Source organism: Rhodococcus sovatensis (assembly GCF_037327425.1).
Taxonomy (GTDB): domain Bacteria; phylum Actinomycetota; class Actinomycetes; order Mycobacteriales; family Mycobacteriaceae; genus Rhodococcoides; species Rhodococcoides sovatense.
Genome location: NZ_CP147846.1, coordinates 2505950 through 2524358 on the forward strand (window position 1 = coordinate 2505950; position 18409 = coordinate 2524358).

At 63.1% G+C, this 18409-nt stretch carries 20 protein-coding genes; 5 read left to right on the plus strand and 15 right to left on the minus strand.

The window, feature by feature from the left end; all coding sequences use genetic code 11:
- Positions 1-230 precede the first annotated feature (230 nt).
- The gene (locus WDS16_RS11690; protein WP_338886216.1) at positions 231-1451 is read left to right on the plus strand and encodes an IS110 family transposase; all 1221 of its coding nucleotides are present in this window, start codon (positions 231-233) and stop codon (positions 1449-1451) included.
- A 21-nt stretch (positions 1452-1472) separates the two neighbouring features.
- On the opposite strand, the gene puuE is transcribed toward WDS16_RS11690, so the two are convergent.
- The gene (puuE, locus tag WDS16_RS11695) at positions 1473-2375 is read right to left on the minus strand and encodes an allantoinase PuuE (protein WP_338893367.1); all 903 of its coding nucleotides are present in this window, start codon (positions 2373-2375) and stop codon (positions 1473-1475) included.
- Between the two features lie 202 nt (positions 2376-2577).
- On the opposite strand from puuE, the gene WDS16_RS11700 reads away from it, so the two are divergent.
- Positions 2578-2847: a DUF2631 domain-containing protein gene (locus tag WDS16_RS11700; protein WP_338892817.1), complete on the plus strand. Its 270-nt coding sequence runs from the start codon at positions 2578-2580 to the stop codon at positions 2845-2847.
- An 18-nt stretch (positions 2848-2865) separates the two neighbouring features.
- Here WDS16_RS11700 and rlmN read toward each other — a convergent pair whose 3' ends face one another.
- Positions 2866-3930 carry a 23S rRNA (adenine(2503)-C(2))-methyltransferase RlmN gene (rlmN, locus tag WDS16_RS11705; protein ID WP_338893369.1) on the minus strand — a complete coding sequence of 355 codons (1065 nt, stop codon included), beginning with the start codon at positions 3928-3930 and terminating at the stop codon, positions 2866-2868.
- A 267-nt stretch (positions 3931-4197) separates the two neighbouring features.
- Between rlmN and WDS16_RS11710 the strand changes: the two genes are divergently transcribed.
- Positions 4198-4620, plus strand: coding sequence for a LapA family protein (locus WDS16_RS11710; RefSeq protein ID WP_338892818.1), 423 nt, complete (start codon positions 4198-4200; stop codon positions 4618-4620).
- A 97-nt stretch (positions 4621-4717) separates the two neighbouring features.
- On the plus strand, positions 4718-5569 hold the full coding sequence (locus WDS16_RS11715; RefSeq protein ID WP_422395784.1) for an HpcH/HpaI aldolase/citrate lyase family protein: 852 nt from the start codon (positions 4718-4720) through the stop codon (positions 5567-5569).
- A 1-nt stretch (position 5570) separates the two neighbouring features.
- Here WDS16_RS11715 and WDS16_RS11720 read toward each other — a convergent pair whose 3' ends face one another.
- From WDS16_RS11720 to rpsB, 6 genes are all read right to left on the minus strand, one after another.
- A complete protein-coding gene (locus WDS16_RS11720; RefSeq protein WP_338892819.1) occupies positions 5571-6284 on the minus strand; it encodes a class I SAM-dependent methyltransferase in 714 nt (237 codons plus the stop codon).
- Positions 6281-7204: a phosphatidate cytidylyltransferase gene (locus WDS16_RS11725; protein ID WP_338892820.1), complete on the minus strand. Its 924-nt coding sequence runs from the start codon at positions 7202-7204 to the stop codon at positions 6281-6283. Before WDS16_RS11725 ends, WDS16_RS11720 begins: the two co-directional genes overlap by 4 nt.
- A 19-nt stretch (positions 7205-7223) precedes the next feature.
- Positions 7224-7781 (minus strand): ribosome recycling factor, encoded by a 558-nt coding sequence (gene frr, locus WDS16_RS11730; protein ID WP_068375486.1) that lies wholly within the window; start codon positions 7779-7781, stop codon positions 7224-7226.
- 63 nt (positions 7782-7844) lie between these two features.
- On the minus strand, positions 7845-8573 hold the full coding sequence (gene pyrH, locus WDS16_RS11735; RefSeq protein ID WP_338892821.1) for a UMP kinase: 729 nt from the start codon (positions 8571-8573) through the stop codon (positions 7845-7847).
- Between the two features lie 181 nt (positions 8574-8754).
- Positions 8755-9579, minus strand: a complete 825-nt coding sequence (tsf, locus tag WDS16_RS11740) for a translation elongation factor Ts (RefSeq protein WP_068375481.1) — start codon at positions 9577-9579, stop codon at positions 8755-8757.
- 109 nt (positions 9580-9688) lie between these two features.
- Positions 9689-10570, minus strand: coding sequence for a 30S ribosomal protein S2 (gene rpsB / locus WDS16_RS11745; protein WP_338892822.1), 882 nt, complete (start codon positions 10568-10570; stop codon positions 9689-9691).
- Between the two features lie 336 nt (positions 10571-10906).
- Here rpsB and WDS16_RS11750 point away from each other — a divergent pair, with 336 nt between their 5' ends.
- The gene (locus WDS16_RS11750) at positions 10907-11398 is read left to right on the plus strand and encodes a M23 family metallopeptidase (RefSeq protein ID WP_338892824.1); all 492 of its coding nucleotides are present in this window, start codon (positions 10907-10909) and stop codon (positions 11396-11398) included.
- 1 nt (position 11399) lies between these two features.
- Here the strand turns inward: WDS16_RS11750 and WDS16_RS11755 are convergent, their stop codons facing one another.
- The 7 genes from WDS16_RS11755 to WDS16_RS11785 form a co-directional block, all read right to left on the minus strand.
- Positions 11400-12647, minus strand: coding sequence for a MinD/ParA family protein (locus WDS16_RS11755; protein ID WP_338892825.1), 1248 nt, complete (start codon positions 12645-12647; stop codon positions 11400-11402).
- Between the two features lie 126 nt (positions 12648-12773).
- Positions 12774-13700, minus strand: coding sequence for a tyrosine recombinase XerC (locus tag WDS16_RS11760; RefSeq protein WP_338892826.1), 927 nt, complete (start codon positions 13698-13700; stop codon positions 12774-12776).
- 73 nt (positions 13701-13773) lie between these two features.
- Positions 13774-14556 carry a siderophore-interacting protein gene (locus WDS16_RS11765; RefSeq protein ID WP_338892827.1) on the minus strand — a complete coding sequence of 261 codons (783 nt, stop codon included), beginning with the start codon at positions 14554-14556 and terminating at the stop codon, positions 13774-13776.
- Positions 14557-14666: 110 nt separating this feature from the next.
- Positions 14667-15311: a hypothetical protein gene (locus WDS16_RS11770; RefSeq protein WP_338892828.1), complete on the minus strand. Its 645-nt coding sequence runs from the start codon at positions 15309-15311 to the stop codon at positions 14667-14669.
- A gap of 55 nt (positions 15312-15366) precedes the next feature.
- Positions 15367-16491 carry a DNA-processing protein DprA gene (gene dprA / locus WDS16_RS11775; RefSeq protein ID WP_338892829.1) on the minus strand — a complete coding sequence of 375 codons (1125 nt, stop codon included), beginning with the start codon at positions 16489-16491 and terminating at the stop codon, positions 15367-15369.
- Entirely contained in the window at positions 16488-17996 is a 1509-nt protein-coding gene (locus WDS16_RS11780) for a YifB family Mg chelatase-like AAA ATPase (protein WP_338892830.1), read from the minus strand. Before WDS16_RS11780 ends, dprA begins: the two co-directional genes overlap by 4 nt.
- Positions 17996-18355 carry a YraN family protein gene (locus WDS16_RS11785; protein ID WP_338892831.1) on the minus strand — a complete coding sequence of 120 codons (360 nt, stop codon included), beginning with the start codon at positions 18353-18355 and terminating at the stop codon, positions 17996-17998. The genes WDS16_RS11780 and WDS16_RS11785 overlap by 1 nt, the downstream gene beginning before the upstream one ends.
- Between the last annotated feature and the right edge of the window lie 54 nt (positions 18356-18409).

An 18409-nucleotide genomic window follows, 5' to 3' on the forward strand; every position in this document is an offset into this window, starting at 1 on the left:
TAGCGAAGTTAGTCGGAGAAAGCTGATCACCGAGCCGCTGGTGGGTGATCACTATATGGCCCCGGAGAGAAGATCGACTCCTAAGGTTAGATCGTGGCCCCACCGGCCGGCGAGGGTTCCCAGAACGCTGATGGGGTGTCGTGCCAGTCGAGCACTGATCCATTAGGTCGCCGTCCGGATCCCTCGAGGCTCACCGCCAGTGACCGAAACGGACGTGAGGAGAACTGCCCGTGATTTTCGTAGGAGACGACTGGGCCGAAGACCACCACGACATCCACGTGATGAACGCCGACGGAAAACGTTTGGCGTCCCGCCGATTACCCGAAGGTCTGGCAGGCATCAGCGGGTTTCACGACGTGGTGGCCTCCCATGCCCGCGAACCTGCCGACGTCGTCGTCGGCATCGAAACCGACCGAGGCATGTGGGTATCGGCTCTGCTCGCAGCTGGATACACCGTCTACGCGATCAACCCGCTCGCCGCCGCACGCTACCGAGACCGCCACCACCTCTCGGGTGCGAAATCCGACGCCGGTGACGCCAAACTCTTGGCCGACCTGGTGCGCACCGACCGACACAACCACCGCACCATCGCCGGTGACACCGCAGACGCCGCCGCGATCAAGGTGTTGGCCCGCGGGCACCAGAACCTGATCTGGTCCCGCAACCGACAAATCAATGCACTGCGCTCAGCGCTCCTCGAGTACTACCCCGCCGCACTCGAAGCATTCAACAGTCTCCACCACCGCGACGCGGTCGCCGTCCTCTCGCGTGCCGCCTCGCCCGCCGAAGCGGCACACCTGAGTGCAGCGAGCATCCGAGCGATACTGAAAAGGGCAGGGCGGCAACGCAATATCGAATCACGAGCTGCAGAGATCCAAGCTGCGCTACGCACCGAGCACCTCGCAGCACCGCCGCCCGTTGCGGCTGCATTCGCGGCCACCACCCGCTCGGCGGTAGCGCTGATCGCGGAACTGAACCGTCAGATCGGCGACCTCGAAGCCGAACTCGCACGCCATTTTGAAGCACACCCGGACGCCGACATCTACCTCTCCCTGCCAGGACTCGGTGTCATCCTCGGCGCCCGGGTGCTCGGTGAATTCGGTGACGACGTCAACCGGTACACCACCGCCAAGTCTCGCAAAAATTACGCCGGAACGTCACCGCTGACGATCGCGTCCGGCAAAAAACGGGCCGTTCTGTCCAGGCACGTGCGCAACCGGCGGCTCTACGACGCAATCGACCAATGGGCATTCTGCGCCATAAGCCAAAGCCCGGGAGCTCGCGCGTTCTACGACCAACACCGCACCGCCGGGGACCTCCACCACCAAGCACTCCGCGCGCTCGCCAACCGACTCGTCGGACTACTGCACGGCTGCCTACGACATCGCACCAAATACGACGAACACATCGCCTGGGCACACCGAACTGAACAACAACCCACCGCCGCTTGACAAATTACGGCCCTGGGATGTCTAACTGCGTTGCGGTGAATGGTTCTCGATCCAATGACGAGCGATGTCGACGCGCCTGGCGATCCAGACCTTCTCGTGCGACTGCACGTAGTCGAGAAATCTCTCCAGTGCAGCGATCCGTGCCGGACGCCCGACCAACCGGCAATGCAGCCCGATCGACAGCATCTTCGGCGCGCCTGCCGCACCCTCCGCGTACAGCACATCGAAAGCATCTCGAAGGTGTGCGAAGAACTCGTCACCGGTCGAGAAGCCGCCGGGTGAGGAAAACCGCATGTCGTTGGTGTCGAGCGTGTACGGAACGACCAAGTGATCGACCGTCTCCGATCCGCGGGCCACGCGCGTCCAGTACGGCAGGTCGTCCGCGTAGGAATCGGAATCGTAGAGAAACCCGCCATGCTCGACTACCAGGGAGCGAGTGTTGGGTGAGTCGCGCCCGGTATACCAACCCAGTGGTGCGCTACCGGCCAGGTCGGTCAGGATCTCCATGGCCTCGGCCATGTGTTCGCGTTCGACGTGCTCGTCGATGAGCTGATAGCTCAGCCACCGCAGACCGTGGCTTGCGATTTCGTGGCCCTGCTCGACGAACGCCGCGACGGCCTCCGGATTCCGCTGCATCGCACGTGCAACAGCGAACACGGTGAGTGGAAGGCCACGACGCTCGAAGGCACGGAGGACGCGCCACACACCGGCTCGAGAGCCGTACTCGTACAACGACTCCATGCTCATGTGTCGGTTCGGGAAGGCTTGCGCTCCGACCATCTCGGACAGGAAGGTCTCGGACTTCGTGTCACCGTCGAGAACGTTGTTCTCCGAGCCCTCCTCGTAGTTGAGAACGAACTGGAGGGCGACGTGGGCGCCGCCTGGCCACTTCGGATCCGGCGGTGTCGCACCGTAGCCGACCATGTCGCGCGGGTATGGGACAGGAGGGTGAGACAGTCGTTCCGGGGTCACGAAACGACAGTCTCCCAGCAATCGGCTTTCTGCGCCCGGTTCGCCGGGGACGGGTGGACCCTGGTGGCTACGACGGGCGGTCGTATGCAAATATTGTTCTCACTTACGTGCGCGCCGAGCCGACGGCGCGAGAATTACCCGAGAGGATCGACCGGTGGCACAAGCCGAGCTGAACCCCGCTTCGTACGACCCGGTCGAGTACACCCACGAGGACATCGCCGAGGTGCCGTCCGCCGAGTGGGGATGGAGTGGCGAATCGCACAAGGCCATGCGCGTGGCAGCGATCGTCGTCGCCGTGTTCCTGGTCTTCATGATTCACGGCAATCACACCGGTCTGGTGGAGGATCTGTGGCTCATCGGTTTTGCAATCGCACTCGTCGGCATCGTGGTGCGCGACGTGATCGTGCGCCGCAAGCCCCGATAGGCACCTGCTGGCAGCGAGTCAGTTCTCGGCTGCCAGCTGGCCGCAGGCCGCAGCGATCTCCTGTCCGCGGGTATCTCGAACGGTGCACGAGACACCCTGCGCGATCACTCTTCTGACGAACTCTTGCTCGACGTCCTTGGGACTTGCGTCCCATTCGCTGCCCGGAGTCGGATTCAGTGGAATCAGATTCACGTGGACACGCGAGCCGAGCGCCTTGTGCAGTTTCTTGCCGAGCAGGTCCGCGCGCCACGGTTGATCGTTGACGTTCTTGATCATGGCGTACTCGATCGAGACCCGCCGACCGGTCTGATCCGCGTAGTACCGCGCGGCCGACAGGACCTCGGCAATGGACCAACGATTGTTCACCGGGACCAGAGTGTCTCGGAGCTCGTCGTCCGGAGTGTGGAGAGACACGGCCAACGTGACCGACAGACCTTCGTCGGCCAGCTTGCGAATCGCGGGAGCCAACCCGACCGTCGAGACGGTGACCGATCGTTGCGACAGACCGAGCCCGTCGGGTGCAGGCGAGACGATCTTGCGGACCGCGGCGACAACACGCTTGTAGTTCGCCAGCGGCTCCCCCATTCCCATGAACACGACGTTGGACAACCGGCCTTCGCCTCCGGCCACCGCACCGTCACGCATGTCGGCAGCCGCGGAACGCACCTGGTCGACGATCTCAGCGGTCGTGAGATTGCGGTCGAGGCCGCCCTGGCCGGTAGCACAGAACGGGCAAGCCATCCCGCACCCGGCCTGGCTCGAGATGCACAACGTCGCACGATCGGGATACCGCATCAGTACGCTCTCGAGCAGCGTGCCGTCGTTGGCCTTCCACAGTGTTTTGCGGGTGTCCCCGTTGTCGCAGGCCAGATGCTTGATCGGCGTCAGCAGCGTCGGAAAGAGATCCGCGCCCACCTTCTCGCGCACCGAAGCCGGCAGATCCGTCATGTTCGTGGTGTCGGCTTCGAGCCGACCGTAGTAATGGCGTGCCAGCTGATCCGCACGGTATGCCGGTAGTCCGAGCGCTTTGACGGCGTCCTTCAAACCGTCGCGATCGAGGTCCGCGAGGTGGCGCGGGGGCATCCCGCGCTTACGATCCGCGAACACAAGCGGCAACGACGGGCGACTCTTCGGCGCGGGGTTCTCCGCCGTGGCGGTGGCGTCAGTGGCGTCGGGTGCAGTAGCGGAGTCACTCATAGTGCTTCCAGTGTCCCACTACCGAGCGATCTCTCCTATTTCAGCAACCTTCCGGTCTCGGCCGCACTGCTGTTTCCAGTTCGAATCGGAAGGGTAACCGAATCGACAACGTATACGCGTGCATCCGAGACTCGCGTGCGAAAGGATCAGACGATGTCAACACCAACAGGCGACAAGCACGACGGCTCGTTCGCCGATCCCACCGGGGTTCCCGCGACGTACGAGGATTCTGCACCGTCCGCGATCACGACACCCGATTCCGGCGATCACAGCGCGCCGGATCCCGAGGCAGTACGCGACACCAGGCGTCCGGCAGGGAAGTCACCGGACGGCATCGCCCATACCAAGGCTGCTGCGACCTGGACGGGATTGGTCGTCGGCGCGATCGTGCTGATCATTCTGTTGATCTTCATTCTCCAGAACCTGGACTCTGTCCCAGTCAGCATCTTCGTGTGGACCTTCGAGCTGCCACTCGGAGTCGGGATGCTACTCGCGGCTATCGCGGGTGCCCTCGTCATGGCTCTTGCGGGCGGAGTGCGGATCCTGCAGATCCGACGCGCCGCAAAGCGAAAGTAGACACCGACCCGAGTGAACAGTATGCACACAAGCTGGCATCATCGAACTGAATCGATAATGCTTGGTGCGTGCCCGATATCACCGCTAGGAGTCTGACGTGACCACTTTCATGGAAACCCCAGTGACATCCGGCGTGGCGCCCGAGCGCGCACGCTCGTGGCTGTTGGTTCCGGCAAGCAAGCCGGACACATTCACTGCCGCCATCGAATCCGAGGTCGACGCCGTGATCCTCGACATCGAGGACGCAGTCGCGCCCAAAGCCAAGCCCGCCGCTCGCGACGCGGTCGTGGCATGGCTCGAAGCCGGAAATTCGGCATGGGTTCGCATCAACGACGCAACCACCAGTTTCTGGGCCGACGATCTCGCGGCATTGTCGGGGTTACATGGCCTCGCCGGGGTCATGCTGGCCAAGACCGAAAGCGGAAGCCAGGTAGAAGCCACCGCGGCACGCCTCGCGCCCGGTACCCGCATTCTCGCTCTCGTCGAATCTGCTGTTGGGCTCGAAGCGGCGCCGGAAATCGCTCGCGCGGACTCGACGTTCCGTCTCGCCTTCGGCAGCGGCGACTTCCGTCGTGATACCGGCATGAGCGACGAGCCTCTCGCGATGGCATATCCGCGTTCACGTCTGGTCGTGTCATCACGAGCAGCCCGTTTGCCCGGTCCCATCGACGGACCGACCCTCACCGCGAACGAGAGCATCCTTGCTCGTGACTCGGCGTTGACACTGTCGATGGGGATGACGGGCAAATTGTGCATGCACTCCGAACAGGCCCCGACCGTCAACCGTGAACTCGCCCCCGCTCCGAGTGATGTGACCTGGGCCGACGAGGTCGTCGACGCATTGGGCGCAGACGGTGCACACGTCAAGGACGGCAGTGACCTCCCCCGACTGGCGAAGGCTCTGAAAATCCGCGAAGCGGCCGAAGTGTTCGGGATTCACGCAGACTAGGTCAAGCGAGTTCGAGTCCCCGCGGCTTGCGACGCCAGTGGACTCGGTACCGCACGTCGATGTCGAGGCCAGGGATGCTCCGCGCAGCCCTGGCCGCTGTGCGTTCGGTGAACTCGATGCCCAACACCGAGCGCAGTGTCAGGCGGTCCGGGAAGCTCCACCGGGTATCGACGCGCTCGAGATCGAAGCCCTGTGCTTCGAAGAACGACTCCACAGCCTCGCAGTTGTACTTCGGAAGGTCCGATCGCATCCAGTCTCCGTACGGGGACGCGGATACGTCCAGATCCACCACGATCAAGCTGCCTCCTGGTCGAAGCACGCGCATCGCCTCGGTGATCCCGGGCCCGCACCCGACACCGAAGAAGTACGCGGTCCTCGCGTGGACTACGTCGACCGACTCGTCCGGCAGTGGCAACGACTCGGCGTGCCCTGCCAGGACTTCGACAGTGTCGAGTTCGGCGACCCGCCGGAGTGCGTCCCGCCGCAGTGGATCGTGCGGTTCGACGCCGATCACCCGCTCGGCTTCCACGGCAAACTGCGGCAGATGAAAGCCTGTGCCACAGCCCACGTCGACGATGGTCTTGTTCTGCAACGGAGCGATTGTTCGTAGAACACGTGCAATCCGACCGTCGGGATCCTGCGCGCGATTCTCGGCCTCGTACACCCGTGGCCAGTGCCAGATGTTCGGACTCGGGATTGTGTGGGGGTCGCTCACAGCAGAATTGCGAAGACCAACCAGGCGACGAACGCCGACGGCAAGAGCGAGTCGAGGCGGTCCATGATGCCGCCGTGACCGGGAAGCAACGTCCCCATGTCTTTGATACGCAGATCGCGCTTGACCTGAGATTCGATGAGATCACCAAGGGTTCCGGTCACGACGAGAACGACACCGAGAAGAACGCCGATCAGCGAGTTCGCTTCGAGGATCAAGGTGACCGTCAGCAGGCACCCGATGACGCAGAACAGCAATGACCCGGCGAGCCCCTCCCAGGACTTCTTCGGACTGATCGCGGGCGCCATCGGGTGCTTTCCGAACAACACACCGGCGACATATCCACCTACGTCGGAACACACGACCGCAATCAGGAAGACGAGGACCCTGCCCGCTCCATTGTCGTCGAGAACCATAAGAACAGCGAACGACGCGAGTAGGGGCAGCCAGCACGCGACCATGATCGTGACGGCCAGTTCGCGGAGATAGTTCTTCGGTGCCGACCCGAGGCCCTGGTGCAGCAGCAGCCACACCATACAGACCAGAACCGTTCCTGCAGTGGCACTCAAGACACCTGTGGTTCCCCACGGCCACCCGGACCAGATGATTGCCTGCCCGCCGACGATCAACGGGATGCGAGGGACGAGCACCCCTGCCTCGCGGAGCCGTTTCGATACCTCGTACGTCGCCACAGCGAGCGCGAGCGCGACCACACCGATCCACACCAGCGGCGCGAACACCATGATGAGGATGAGCGAAATTCCGAGGCCGGCACCCACAGCGATCGCTGCAGGCAAATTGCGCCCGGCCTTCCCCTGTGACTTTGTGGTCGCCGACCCGTCGGGCGCCGATGGGTCGGGTGCGGCAGACCCCAATGGTCGTTCCGAACCCACCACGACGCTGTCTCCTTGCTTCATGTTCATACTCGGTTCTGCGGGAGGATCAGACCTCCATCAAGTCGGCTTCCTTGCGCTTGACGAGCTCGTCGACAGACGCCGTGTACTTCGCTGTGGTCTTGTCGAGCTCGTTCTCGGCTCGCACCACCTCGTCCTCGCCCGCCTCGCCGTCCTTCTGGATCCGCTTGAGTTCTTCCATCGTCTTACGACGGACGTTGCGGATGGACACTTTCGCGTCCTCACCCTTGCCCTTGGCCTGCTTCACGAACTCACGACGTCGCTCCTCCGTCAACTGAGGCACGCCGATACGAATCAGGTTGCCGTCGTTGGTCGGGTTGACGCCCAGATCGGAATTACGAATCGCAGTTTCGATAGGGCCCAGTTGTGATGCCTCGTACGGCTTGATGACGACGAGGCGAGCTTCGGGAACGTTGATGCTCGCGAGCTGGGTAATCGGGGTGAGAGCACCGTAGTACTCGACGACGATGCGGTTGAACATGCCGGGATTCGCTCGACCCGTTCGAATGGAGGACAGATCGTCGCGTGCGACGGTGACCGCCTTCTCCATCTTTTCTTCTGCGTCGAAGAGCGCTTCGTCGATCACGATCTGTCCTCCATCGTCCGTGCCGGTGTCACCGGCGTGTCCTCGTTCGTTTCTTCGTCATGCTCACGACGTAACCAAGGTTCCGATGCTCTGCCCTGCGACTGCGCGAGCAATGTTCCCCTGGGTCAACAGGTTGAACACCATGATCGGCATCTGATTGTCCATGCAGAGGCTGAATGCCGTTGCATCGGCGACCTTCAGGCCCTTCTCGATCACCTGCCGGTGGGTAATGGTGTCGTACATGGTCGCGTTGGGATCTTCCCTGGGATCGGCCGAGTACACGCCGTCGACTGCCTTCGCCATGAGCAGCACCTCTGCCCCGATCTCGAGCGCACGCTGAGCGGCGGTGGTGTCGGTGGAGAAGTACGGCATTCCCATGCCTGCGCCGAAGATGACGACGCGCCCCTTCTCCAAGTGTCGACGCGCACGCAGCGGGAGATACGGCTCGGCGACCTGCCCCATGGTGATGGCTGTCTGCACACGTGTCGCGACGCCCTGCTTTTCCAGGAAGTCTTGCAAGGCGAGGCAGTTCATGACCGTTCCGAGCATGCCCATGTAGTCGGACCGTGACCGGTCCATGCCTCGCTGTTGCAGTTCTGCGCCACGAAAGAAGTTGCCGCCGCCGATGACCACGGCCACCTGAACACCGGTGGACACGACCTCGGCGATCTGCTCGGCCACGTTGTTGACGACATCAGGATCGAGGCCGACCTGGCCTCCTCCGAACATCTCACCACCCAGCTTGAGCATCACTCGCTTGAACCCGGGGCGGTCGGTGGCGGGATCGGTCATTGCTCTCCTCGGTTCTCGCCGTCTCGAATGCGCACGATAAATGGGCGCGCTGAAGCACCCGTACCCTTATCCTGCCTTATCGGCGGTGTCGCAGACGACACCGCCTGCGACATGCAAGATGCCGCCCGTTCGACTCGCGTCGGACGGGCGGCATCTGATGAAGCCAGTCAGTATCGGGCGATCAGCTCGCGCCGACCTCGAAGCGAGCGAAACGTGTCAGCTTCACGCCTGCTTCGTCCAGAATCGCCTTGACGGTCTTCTTGGAGTCCTGCACCGACGACTGCTCGGTCAGCACGACATCCTTGAAAAAGCCGTTTACGCGGCCTTCGATGATCTTCGGCAGCGCCTGTTCGGGCTTGCCTTCTTCGCGAGCAGTTTCCTCGGCGATTCGACGCTCGGAAGCGACGACATCCTCGGGAACCTCGTCACGAGTGACGTACTTGGCCTTCAGTGCTGCAACCTGCATCGCTGCGCCACGAGCGGCCTCTGCAGCCGCTTCGCCGTCACCGGTGTACTCGACGAGCACGCCGACAGCGGGCGGAAGGTCTGCGCTGCGCTTGTGCAAGTACGTGGCGACGGGTCCGTCGAAGGACACGACACGACGAATCTCGAGCTTCTCGCCGATCTTCGCCGACAGCTCCTGCAGTGCAGTGTCGACAGTCTTGCCGTTCAGGTCCAGCGCCTTGAGAGCGTCGACGTCGGCAGGCTTGCCCTCGGCTGCAACCGCAGCGACCGAGTCGGCAAAAGTCTGAAATTCTTCGTTCTTGGCCACGAAGTCGGTCTCGGAGTTGATTTCGACCAGAACGCCGCCCTTGGCGACGACGAGGCCTTCGGCGGTGGACCGCTCGGCGCGCTTGCCGACGTCCTTGGCGCCCTTGATACGAAGCTGCTCGACGGCCTTGTCGAAGTCGCCGTCGGATTCGGCGAGTGCGTTCTTGCAGTCCATCATTCCGGAGCCGGTGAGCTCCCGGAGCCGCTTGACGTCAGCGGCGGTGTAGTTCGCCATGGTGTGCGAGCCTCCTGAAAATGCTGTGGGTGGGCAAAGCATGCAAAAAGGTCGGTGCCGCAGAAAGGTCCCGACCGGATCGTTTCACTCCGGTCGGGACCCCCTTGAATCAAGCCTGCGTTGCTGGTGCTTCCGCGGCGGGTGCTTCGTCTGCAGCGGGAGCCTCTGCTGCGGGAGCCTCGGCTGCTGCTTCCGTGGTGGCCTCGGCAGCGGGCGACGCCTGTGCAAGCTGTTCCAGCTCCCACTCGGCGAGCGGCTCGCCTGCGCCGACCTCAGGCTTGGCGTCGGATGCAGTATTGAGGCCCGCACGAGCCTGGACACCCTCGGCGACGGCCGATGCGACAACCTTCGTCAGAAGTGCGGCCGAACGGATTGCATCGTCGTTACCCGGGATCGGGTAGTCGACGACGTCGGGGTCGCAGTTGGTGTCGAGGATCGCGATGACCGGAATCTTCAGCTTGCGAGCTTCGCCGACGGCGATGTGCTCTTTGTTCGTGTCGACGATCCAGATGGCCGAGGGAACCTTGGCCATGTCCCGGATACCACCGAGGGTGCGGTCCAGCTTGGTCATCTCACGCGTGAGCATGAGGATTTCCTTCTTGGTGCGTCCCTCGAAGCCACCGGTCTGCTCCATTGCCTCGAGCTCCTTGAGGCGAAGCAGACGCTTGTGGACCGTCTGGAAGTTGGTGAGCATGCCACCGAGCCAGCGCTGGTTCACGTAGGGCATGCCTACGCGAGTTGCCTCAGCGGCGATGGACTCCTGCGCCTGCTTCTTGGTACCGACGAACAGAACCGTGCCACCGTGGGCGACGGTCTCCTTGACGAACTCGTATGCCTTGTCGATGAAGGTCAGAGTCTGCTGCAAGTCGATGATGTAGATGCCGTTGCGGTCGGTGAAGATGAACCGCTTCATCTTCGGGTTCCAGCGACGAGTCTGGTGTCCGAAGTGGGTGCCGCTGTCGAGCAGCTGCTTCATGGTTACTACAGCCATGGCTGAATAACTCGCTTTCGATTGCCGGTTGACGCAGAGTGTCGTATGACCCCTGCCCTGGCGTCCGCTGGTTGCCGGACCCATACGAGCTGGACATGGGACCGCCGACAACCGGTTTCAGTGCGGTACCGTCGAATGACGGGCACACAGATACGCGGACGCGCGAAGTCGACCTGTGCAGGCACAGGTCGCTCACACAGTGTACGTCGTTGTTTCCCCAGCACATAACCAGGCCCATCCGTCAAGACCTCGGACCACCTGTGGATGAATCCGATCTCTGTCCACAGATCGGTATTTCGCGGACGAACTCGGATACTTCGCGGGGATGCTGAGACGATGAGATTTGTCGTCGCTCGCCTGTTCACGGTGCTCACCGTTGCGATTCTGTTCGCGCCCCCGTCCCACGCCCAGGCGACGCCGTTCGTATGGCCGCTCGAACCGAGACCGCTCGTCGTACGACCTTTCGACCCACCCGAGCGCGAGTGGTTGCCCGGGCACCGAGGAGTGGACCTGGCCGGCCGCGAAGGCCAGAGTGTTCGAGCCGCAGGCGACGGCGTCGTGGTCTTCGCCGGTATCGTCGCTACCAAACCAGTTGTCTCCGTGGACCATCCGAGCGGGCTACGCACCACGTACGAACCTGTCGTCAGTTCGGTCACGCCGGGCTCTCGAGTCAGAGGAGGCGACGTCATAGGCACGCTGGCTTCAGGTCACGCCGGATGTGTCACGCCATGCTTGCACTGGGGAGTGCGGCGCGACCGAACCTATCTCGACCCCTTGGCGTTGATGCGGACCACGCCGATTCGGCTCAAGCCGCTGACGCCCAGCTGACCTACCGCCAGTTCGACCCGGAGTGTCGCCCCGAAGCTGCCGGGAAATCGTCGGCGACCATGGCAGCGAGCTCGACGAACGCTGCCCTCGTCTGCGGCCGCAGCAGTTCGAGATCCACGATGGCGCCTTCCGCCAAGTGCTCGTCGAAAGGCACGACGAGCACGGCCCGGCAGCGCTCGAGGAAGTGCTGTGTCAACAGATTCATGTCGACTGCCGACGATCCCGGACGGACGGAGCTGATGACGACCACCGTTCGCTCGACCAGGTGTCCGTAACCGTGCAGTTGCAGCCAGTCCAGAGTTGCTGCCGCACTCCGCGCGCCGTCCACCGCGGGAGACGAGACGAGTACCAGTGCATTGGCCAACTGCAGCACACCGTTCATCGCCGAGTGCATGATGCCGGTGCCACAGTCGGTCAAAATCAAGTTGTAGTAGACCTGCAACATTTCGATGACCGAGCGATAGTCTTGCTCGCCGAACATTTCCGATGCCGCCGGATCCCGCTCACCGGCAAGCACTTCCAGCCGGCTAGGCGCCTGCGAGGTATGCGCTCTGATATCGGAGTATCGGCGAATGTTGTCGGCGTCAGCCAGCAAGTCGCGGACAGTGGACGAGGTCTGATTCGGGACCCGCTCACCCAGCGTGCCGAAATCCGGGTTCGCGTCGACGGCGATGACGCAGTCACCGCGGAGCGATGCGAAGGTCGAACCGAGCCCAAGGGTCGTCGTGGTCTTGCCTACTCCGCCCTTGAGTGACAAGAACGCTATCCGGTAGTCACCGAGGACCGGCTGACGAATCCGCTCGACCTGATTGCGATACCGTTCCTCCGCCGTCGACTCACCTGGATTGATGACTCCCCCGGTGAGCCGGTGCACGCCACGACGCCACCCCGACGTCGATGCGCGTTTTGGCCGCCGTAGCAAACTGTCGGGTGCGAGATCCTGACTTGTCGGCTGGTAGCGAGGGTCGTTCGAGTGTTGCTGCGCGGGGCCGCTCGCCCACGGCGGTGTCCACTCTTGCACCTGTGGCGGTGGACCTGGCTCTGCAGGGGGCGTGTACCGCGGCGGGGGCTGGCGGTCCGATCCCCGCGGGGTTTGCCATGGCGGAGACTGACGGTCACCGTTCATCGACCCTCCGGTGTTCCTGACAGGTTCGACAGGCGTGGTGTTCGGACGCGACGGCGGAGTCGAGCCAGGCTCGGCACGGATGGACCACGAGGCCGAAGTTCCGTGCGGATGGTCGCGGCCCACGGTCCCCCCGTATCCGGATTTCGGCGAAGAACTTCGACTTCACTCCCTGTGGAGCCGAGAATTCTTCGCAAGCGGTCTGTTTCCAACGAACCTACCAAACACTGGCGAATCAGCACGTGGCACGGGTCACGCTCGGGGATGTGCGCGGTCGTGCACAGCGCGCAATCGGTCGACGGAGACATGGGTGTAGATCTGCGTTGTCGCCAACGAGGAGTGCCCGAGCAATTCCTGGACAACACGGAGATCGGCGCCACCTTCGAGGAGATGAGTTGCCGCGGAATGCCGAAGTCCATGCGGACCGAGGTCCGGAGCACCCGGTACCGAGGCAAGCACGTCGTGTACCGCGGTCCGAGCTTGCCGAGGATCGAGGCGCCCACCTCTACGTCCCAGGAACAAGGCCGATCCCGAACGTTCAGATACCAAACTCGGACGACCGTACGTCGTCCAGACGTCCAGGGCCTGTGAGGCAGGATCGCCGTACGGAGCAGACCTTTCCTTGTTGCCCTTTCCGACGACACGCACGACGCGCCTCTCGCTGTCGACGTCGTCGACATCGAGGCCACACAGCTCGCTTACCCGTATCCCGGTCGCGTAGAGCATCTCCATCACAAGTCGATCCCGCACCGCAATCGGATCGAGTTCGCGCGCCCCCAGCTCGGCCCACGACATCGCCTCCGCCGCCTGGTTCTGCTTCAGCACCCCGGGCAACGTCCGGCGAGCTCGCGGGGCCGACAGTCGAAGCGACGGATCCGTCGCAATCCGGCCGCTCCGCTGCAGCCACGCTGTGAAAGTTCGCGCCGACGACGTTCGACGCGCCATCGATGTTCGTGCGGATCCGTCACGTGCCTGCTTGGCAAGCCACGATCGGAGAACACGTAGGTCCAGCGCATCTAGGCTTGCCGAGCCATCCGCATCCGCGAGATGTCGGAGTAGCGACTCCGCGTCCCGCACGTACGCACGGACGGTGTGCGCCGAGAATCCGCATCCCAGGGTGAGGTGCTCGGAGTAATCCTCGAGATGCACCGTCACTGTGGGTGGAAGCGCGTCGACCATGCACACAGCCTTGCCCGCGGCGCGCGCATCGGCAACCTGACGCGCCCGACGTTGCCCCTCGGAGATGAATCGGTCAGGTGCCCGAGACCGATTCTGCTTCGGCGAGCTCGCGCTTCCACACGCGGAAGTTCTCCTCGGTCCGCCCGCGACGCCAATAGCCCGAGATCGACGCCCATTCCGCCGGGACGCCTCGTTCCTTTCGAATGTATCCACGAAGGTTGTGCATCACGGCCTGGGCCTCGCCGTGAATGAAGACCTGAGCTTGGCCTGGCAGCCATTCCGTATCGCGAACGGCCGCGATCAACGGCGCATTGTCTCCTGCTTTGTCCTCGCCGATCACGTTGGACGGCGCTCCACGATGAATCCAATTCACGTCCACGACGGCGAGGGTCTCGAGGTAGATCTCATCCTTCCGGTCGGAGATCTCGATGAACACCTTGGCTATCGCATCCTCGGGAAGCGACTCCACTGCTGCGGCGATGGCCGGGATAGCGGACTCGTCGCCGGCGAACAAGTGCCAGTCCGCATCCGGTCGCGGAGAGTACGCACCCGACGGCCCGTACATACTGATCTCCTCTCCCGGCTCGACGCGTGCAGCCCACGGTCCGGCGACCCCTTCGTCTCCGTGGACGACGAAGTCGATGGCGATTTCTCGTGCTGCAGCATCGACGGATCGGACCGTATACGTGCGCTTGATCTCATCGTCGCCGGAACCGAAGATCAGTTTCACGTACGAATCGGTGTACTCAACCGGTTCGAAGTCCCCGAATCCCGGACCTCCGAGATACACCCGTTGCATGTGCGGCGTCAGTTCCTCGGTGCGGAGGACGGTCAGGGTTGTTGTGCTTCGTGCCACGTAGTTCAGCCTTTCCGAGCTGTCACGACTGTGAGTGAGAAATTCTCCACCTAGTAAGTGTTACCTAAACAGGCTACCGGCATCCCGTCTGCCTCGGTGTGCCTCACGGCTCAGAACCCATCGGTGTTCCCCATATCCCTCCGAGCGATATCCAAGAAGTCGCTCGATACATACCCCGGTTCACTATCACTCGGATCGATGGCCGAGTCGGGATAGCGCTCCCGCTGAATCCTGGACAGAATGTCGTCGACGTTCTGTCCAGGATTGGCTTCGAGTGAGGCGATCGTGTCGGTTACCAACGAGAGATACCCTCGCAACGACGACTCCAGGGCGTGCACGAAGTCGTACATTTCCGGCGAAGCCAACATCTCGACCTGTGGAACCACGGCGTAGTACTCGACCAGTGCATTGTGTGCGGCATCCGCCGCCGCGGCTCGAGCCGATGGGTCACCCTCGGCTCGGAAGGTGTCGAGATAGTCCTTTTGAGTGAGGAACATGCGCTGTGCGGCGGTATCGAATCTCGAGTACGCGTCTTGACGCTGCACACGAAGAAAAGACCGTGTTTGGTTCCGGTCGTAGTTTTCGGCATTGATACGTGCCGTCGCAATGGCGGTGTCGTTTGCCCGACTGTTCGTGATCACTCCGACAACGGACGCCGAGACGATTGCCGCCACCGAGACCACGAGCGTGAACCATCTTGTCAGGTGTGCGGCGCGGCCGTCTGCAGCAGGCTGCGGACCCTCATCTGCTGCCAACTGGGCTCCCAGAAGTCAATGTCAGCGTGGGTTGTTCGCTTGCATCGTATCCGGCTCACGACGTGACCACACGAAACCAGCCCGTTTCGTCGCTGGCCGCGAAGCCTTCGAGTTCGAGCAGTGGAAGTACCGAACGCACCTTGGTCAACGGCAGCGACGACAGTTCCGACAGCTCCCGAGGTGATCGCGTGCCAGTCGCGGGTAGCGCCTCGTAGACGAGCAAGGCATTGTCGGACAGAGCGTCGATGTCGCGGAACATCGACGGCCGACCTTCGCCCACCTCACCCGAGGGACCTGCCTCCGAAACCACATCGTGTGCATCTGCGACAAGACGGGCTTCACCCTCTCTGATCATTCGATGGCACCCCTTGGACGACGCCGATGTCACCGGCCCAGGCACCGCCAGGACTGGCCTGCCGAGCTTGTGCGCCCAGGCCGCAGTGTTTCGTGCTCCGCTTCTCCATCCGGCCTCCACCACCACCACTGCGGATCCGAATGCAGCGACGACTCGATTGCGAGCCAGAAATCTGTGTTTCGCGGGCGTGGTCCCTGGGCTGTACTCACTGATGACTGCACCACTGCCGGCGATCCTCTGCAGGAGCCTCGAATGACCGGACGGATAGGCACGGTCCACGCCACACGCCAGGACCGCAACAGTCGTTCCGGCAACCCCGAGCGCTGCGCGGTGGGCGGCTGCATCGATGCCGAAGGCCGCGCCCGACACGATCGTCCAGCCGTCCACCGCCAGATCGCCGGCGATTTCTGCCGTCACGTGTTCGCCGTAGGCGCTGGCGGCCCGAGTCCCGACAATCGAAATCGCCCGGTCCACCAGCTCGGCCACCGGCCTGCTGCCGAGCACCCACAACGCGCAGGGCGCACATCGATCCGACCCGACGGGCATCCCCACACCGTCGAAGGCCAGGAACTTCCACATTGGCCATTCCTCGTCGTCCGGAGTCACCAACCGACCCCCAATGGCTGCCACGAGGTCGAGATCGACTGCTGCGGTGTCGATGCCAGACCGAACCTGGAGCCGTTCGCCGAGACCTCCTCCGATGACAGCAGCCCGCGCTTCCTCGGGCCCCGCCGCTGCAGCGAATTCGAGAAGGGCGCGGTGCGGCCCCTGGGCTACCCGCGACAGATACGCCCACGCAAGACGGCGCGGATCGTGTGCGCTCACATCATCCCCCTGTCTCGAAAGTCGAGAGCTGCCCCGACCTCGTCGAGTCCCGGCATATCGCCACCGGCCAAGTCGGTGAGTGTCCACGACACTCGCAGTGCGCGGTCTGCGCCACGTGCGGTCAAAGAGCCATTTCGCAACGACCGTTCGAGTGGACGCAACGCCTCGTTCCCCAGCCGAAACTTCTGCCTCAGCGCGGGTCCGGGCACCTCGGCGTTGGTACGCCAGCCGTACTCGGCCCATCGTGCTGCTGCAGCGTCGCGCGCACCGGTCACCCTTGCGCGCACCTCCTCGGTCGTTTCCCCCACCTCGTCAGCCAGAGCCCCGGTTGCCACTGTCTGCATGGCGATTCGCAGATCGACCCGGTCTAGCAGTGGCCCTGACAGCCTTCCCAAGTACTTCCTACGGGCAGTGGGAGCACACACGCAATCGGCATTTCTGGCCGGCGCGCACGGGCATGGATTGGCTGCGAGAATCAGCTGAAAGCGTGCCGGATAGCGAGCGACTCCATCTCTACGCGCGATCCTGATCTCACCGTCCTCGAGGGGAGTTCGCAACGCTTCCAACGCTTTCACACCCATTTCGGCACATTCGTCGAGGAACAGCACTCCCCTGTGCGCTCGGCTGACCGCACCTGGTTTGGCCATGCCGGTGCCTCCGCCGACCAAAGCACTCACTGTGGTCGAATGATGTGGAGCGATGAACGGCGGCGACGAGATCAACGGGCGATCCCCGGTCAATGTTCCCGCCACGGAGTGAATCGCAGTCACCTCCAGCGACTCCTCGTCGGTCAATGGCGGCAGGATCCCCGGAAGCCGTTGCGCAAGCATCGTTTTACCGATTCCCGGGGGTCCGGTCAGCATGATGTGATGGGCTCCCGCCGCCGCGACTTCGAGAGCCCATCGAGCATCCTGCTGGCCGACGACCTCGCTCATGTCGGGGTACGTAGTGCCGTCGTCGTACACTGCGGGCACTGGGTGATCGAGGACAGTCTCACCACGTAGCCAGGAGACGACTTCTTTCAACGACACCGCGCCGAGAACCTCGATGCCATCGACAAGACCCGCCTCGGCCAGAGTGGCCAACGGGACGACAACCCGGCGCCATCCTGCCCGTTTGACCGCCAACACTCCCGGCAGAACCCCTCGCACTCCACGAAGCCGGCCGTCGAGCGCCAACTCTCCGAGGAATACCGTCTTCTCCAGAGCACGACGCGGAATCTGTTTGTCCGCGTCCAGAACGGAGAGCGCGAGGGCCAGGTCGTAGACCGAACCCACCTTCGGCAGTGTCGCCGGCGACAGAGCGAGTATCACCCGCGAGTCGGGCCACTTTCCGCCCGAATTGCTCACGGCGGCTTTCACTCGATCGCGCGACTCGTTCAGCGCCGCATCGGGTAGACCCACCAGGTGGACCCCAGGGAGTCCGCGTCCGATGTCGGCCTCGATCTCCACCACCTGACCGTCGACACCGCTCACCGCAACCGAAAAGGCGCGCCCCAGGGCCATCAGAAGGCCCCGCGCAGATGCGAGATCACTGGATCACCGTCACCGGTCATCAGAATTGCCACGACGTCGAATCTCATACGAACCCACGGGCTACCGCGCTCGTCGAGCCACGCCAACGCCAACCGCCTGATGCGCAACTGCTTCGAATACGTCACCGACTCTGCAGGCGTCCCGAAGCCGATGCCGGATCGGGTCTTCACTTCGACGAAGACCATGGTGTCGCCATCTCTGGCCACGATGTCCAATTCGCCGTACCTACACCGCCAATTACGATCGACTACTTCCATCCCACTGTCGGCTACGTGCAACGCCGCCAGCGCTTCCCCCCGCGCTCCCAATTCCGAACTCGACTTCGACATCGTCGTCCCCCTGCGGTCATCGGTTCGCCGACTGCCGAACCCAGATCCGACTGT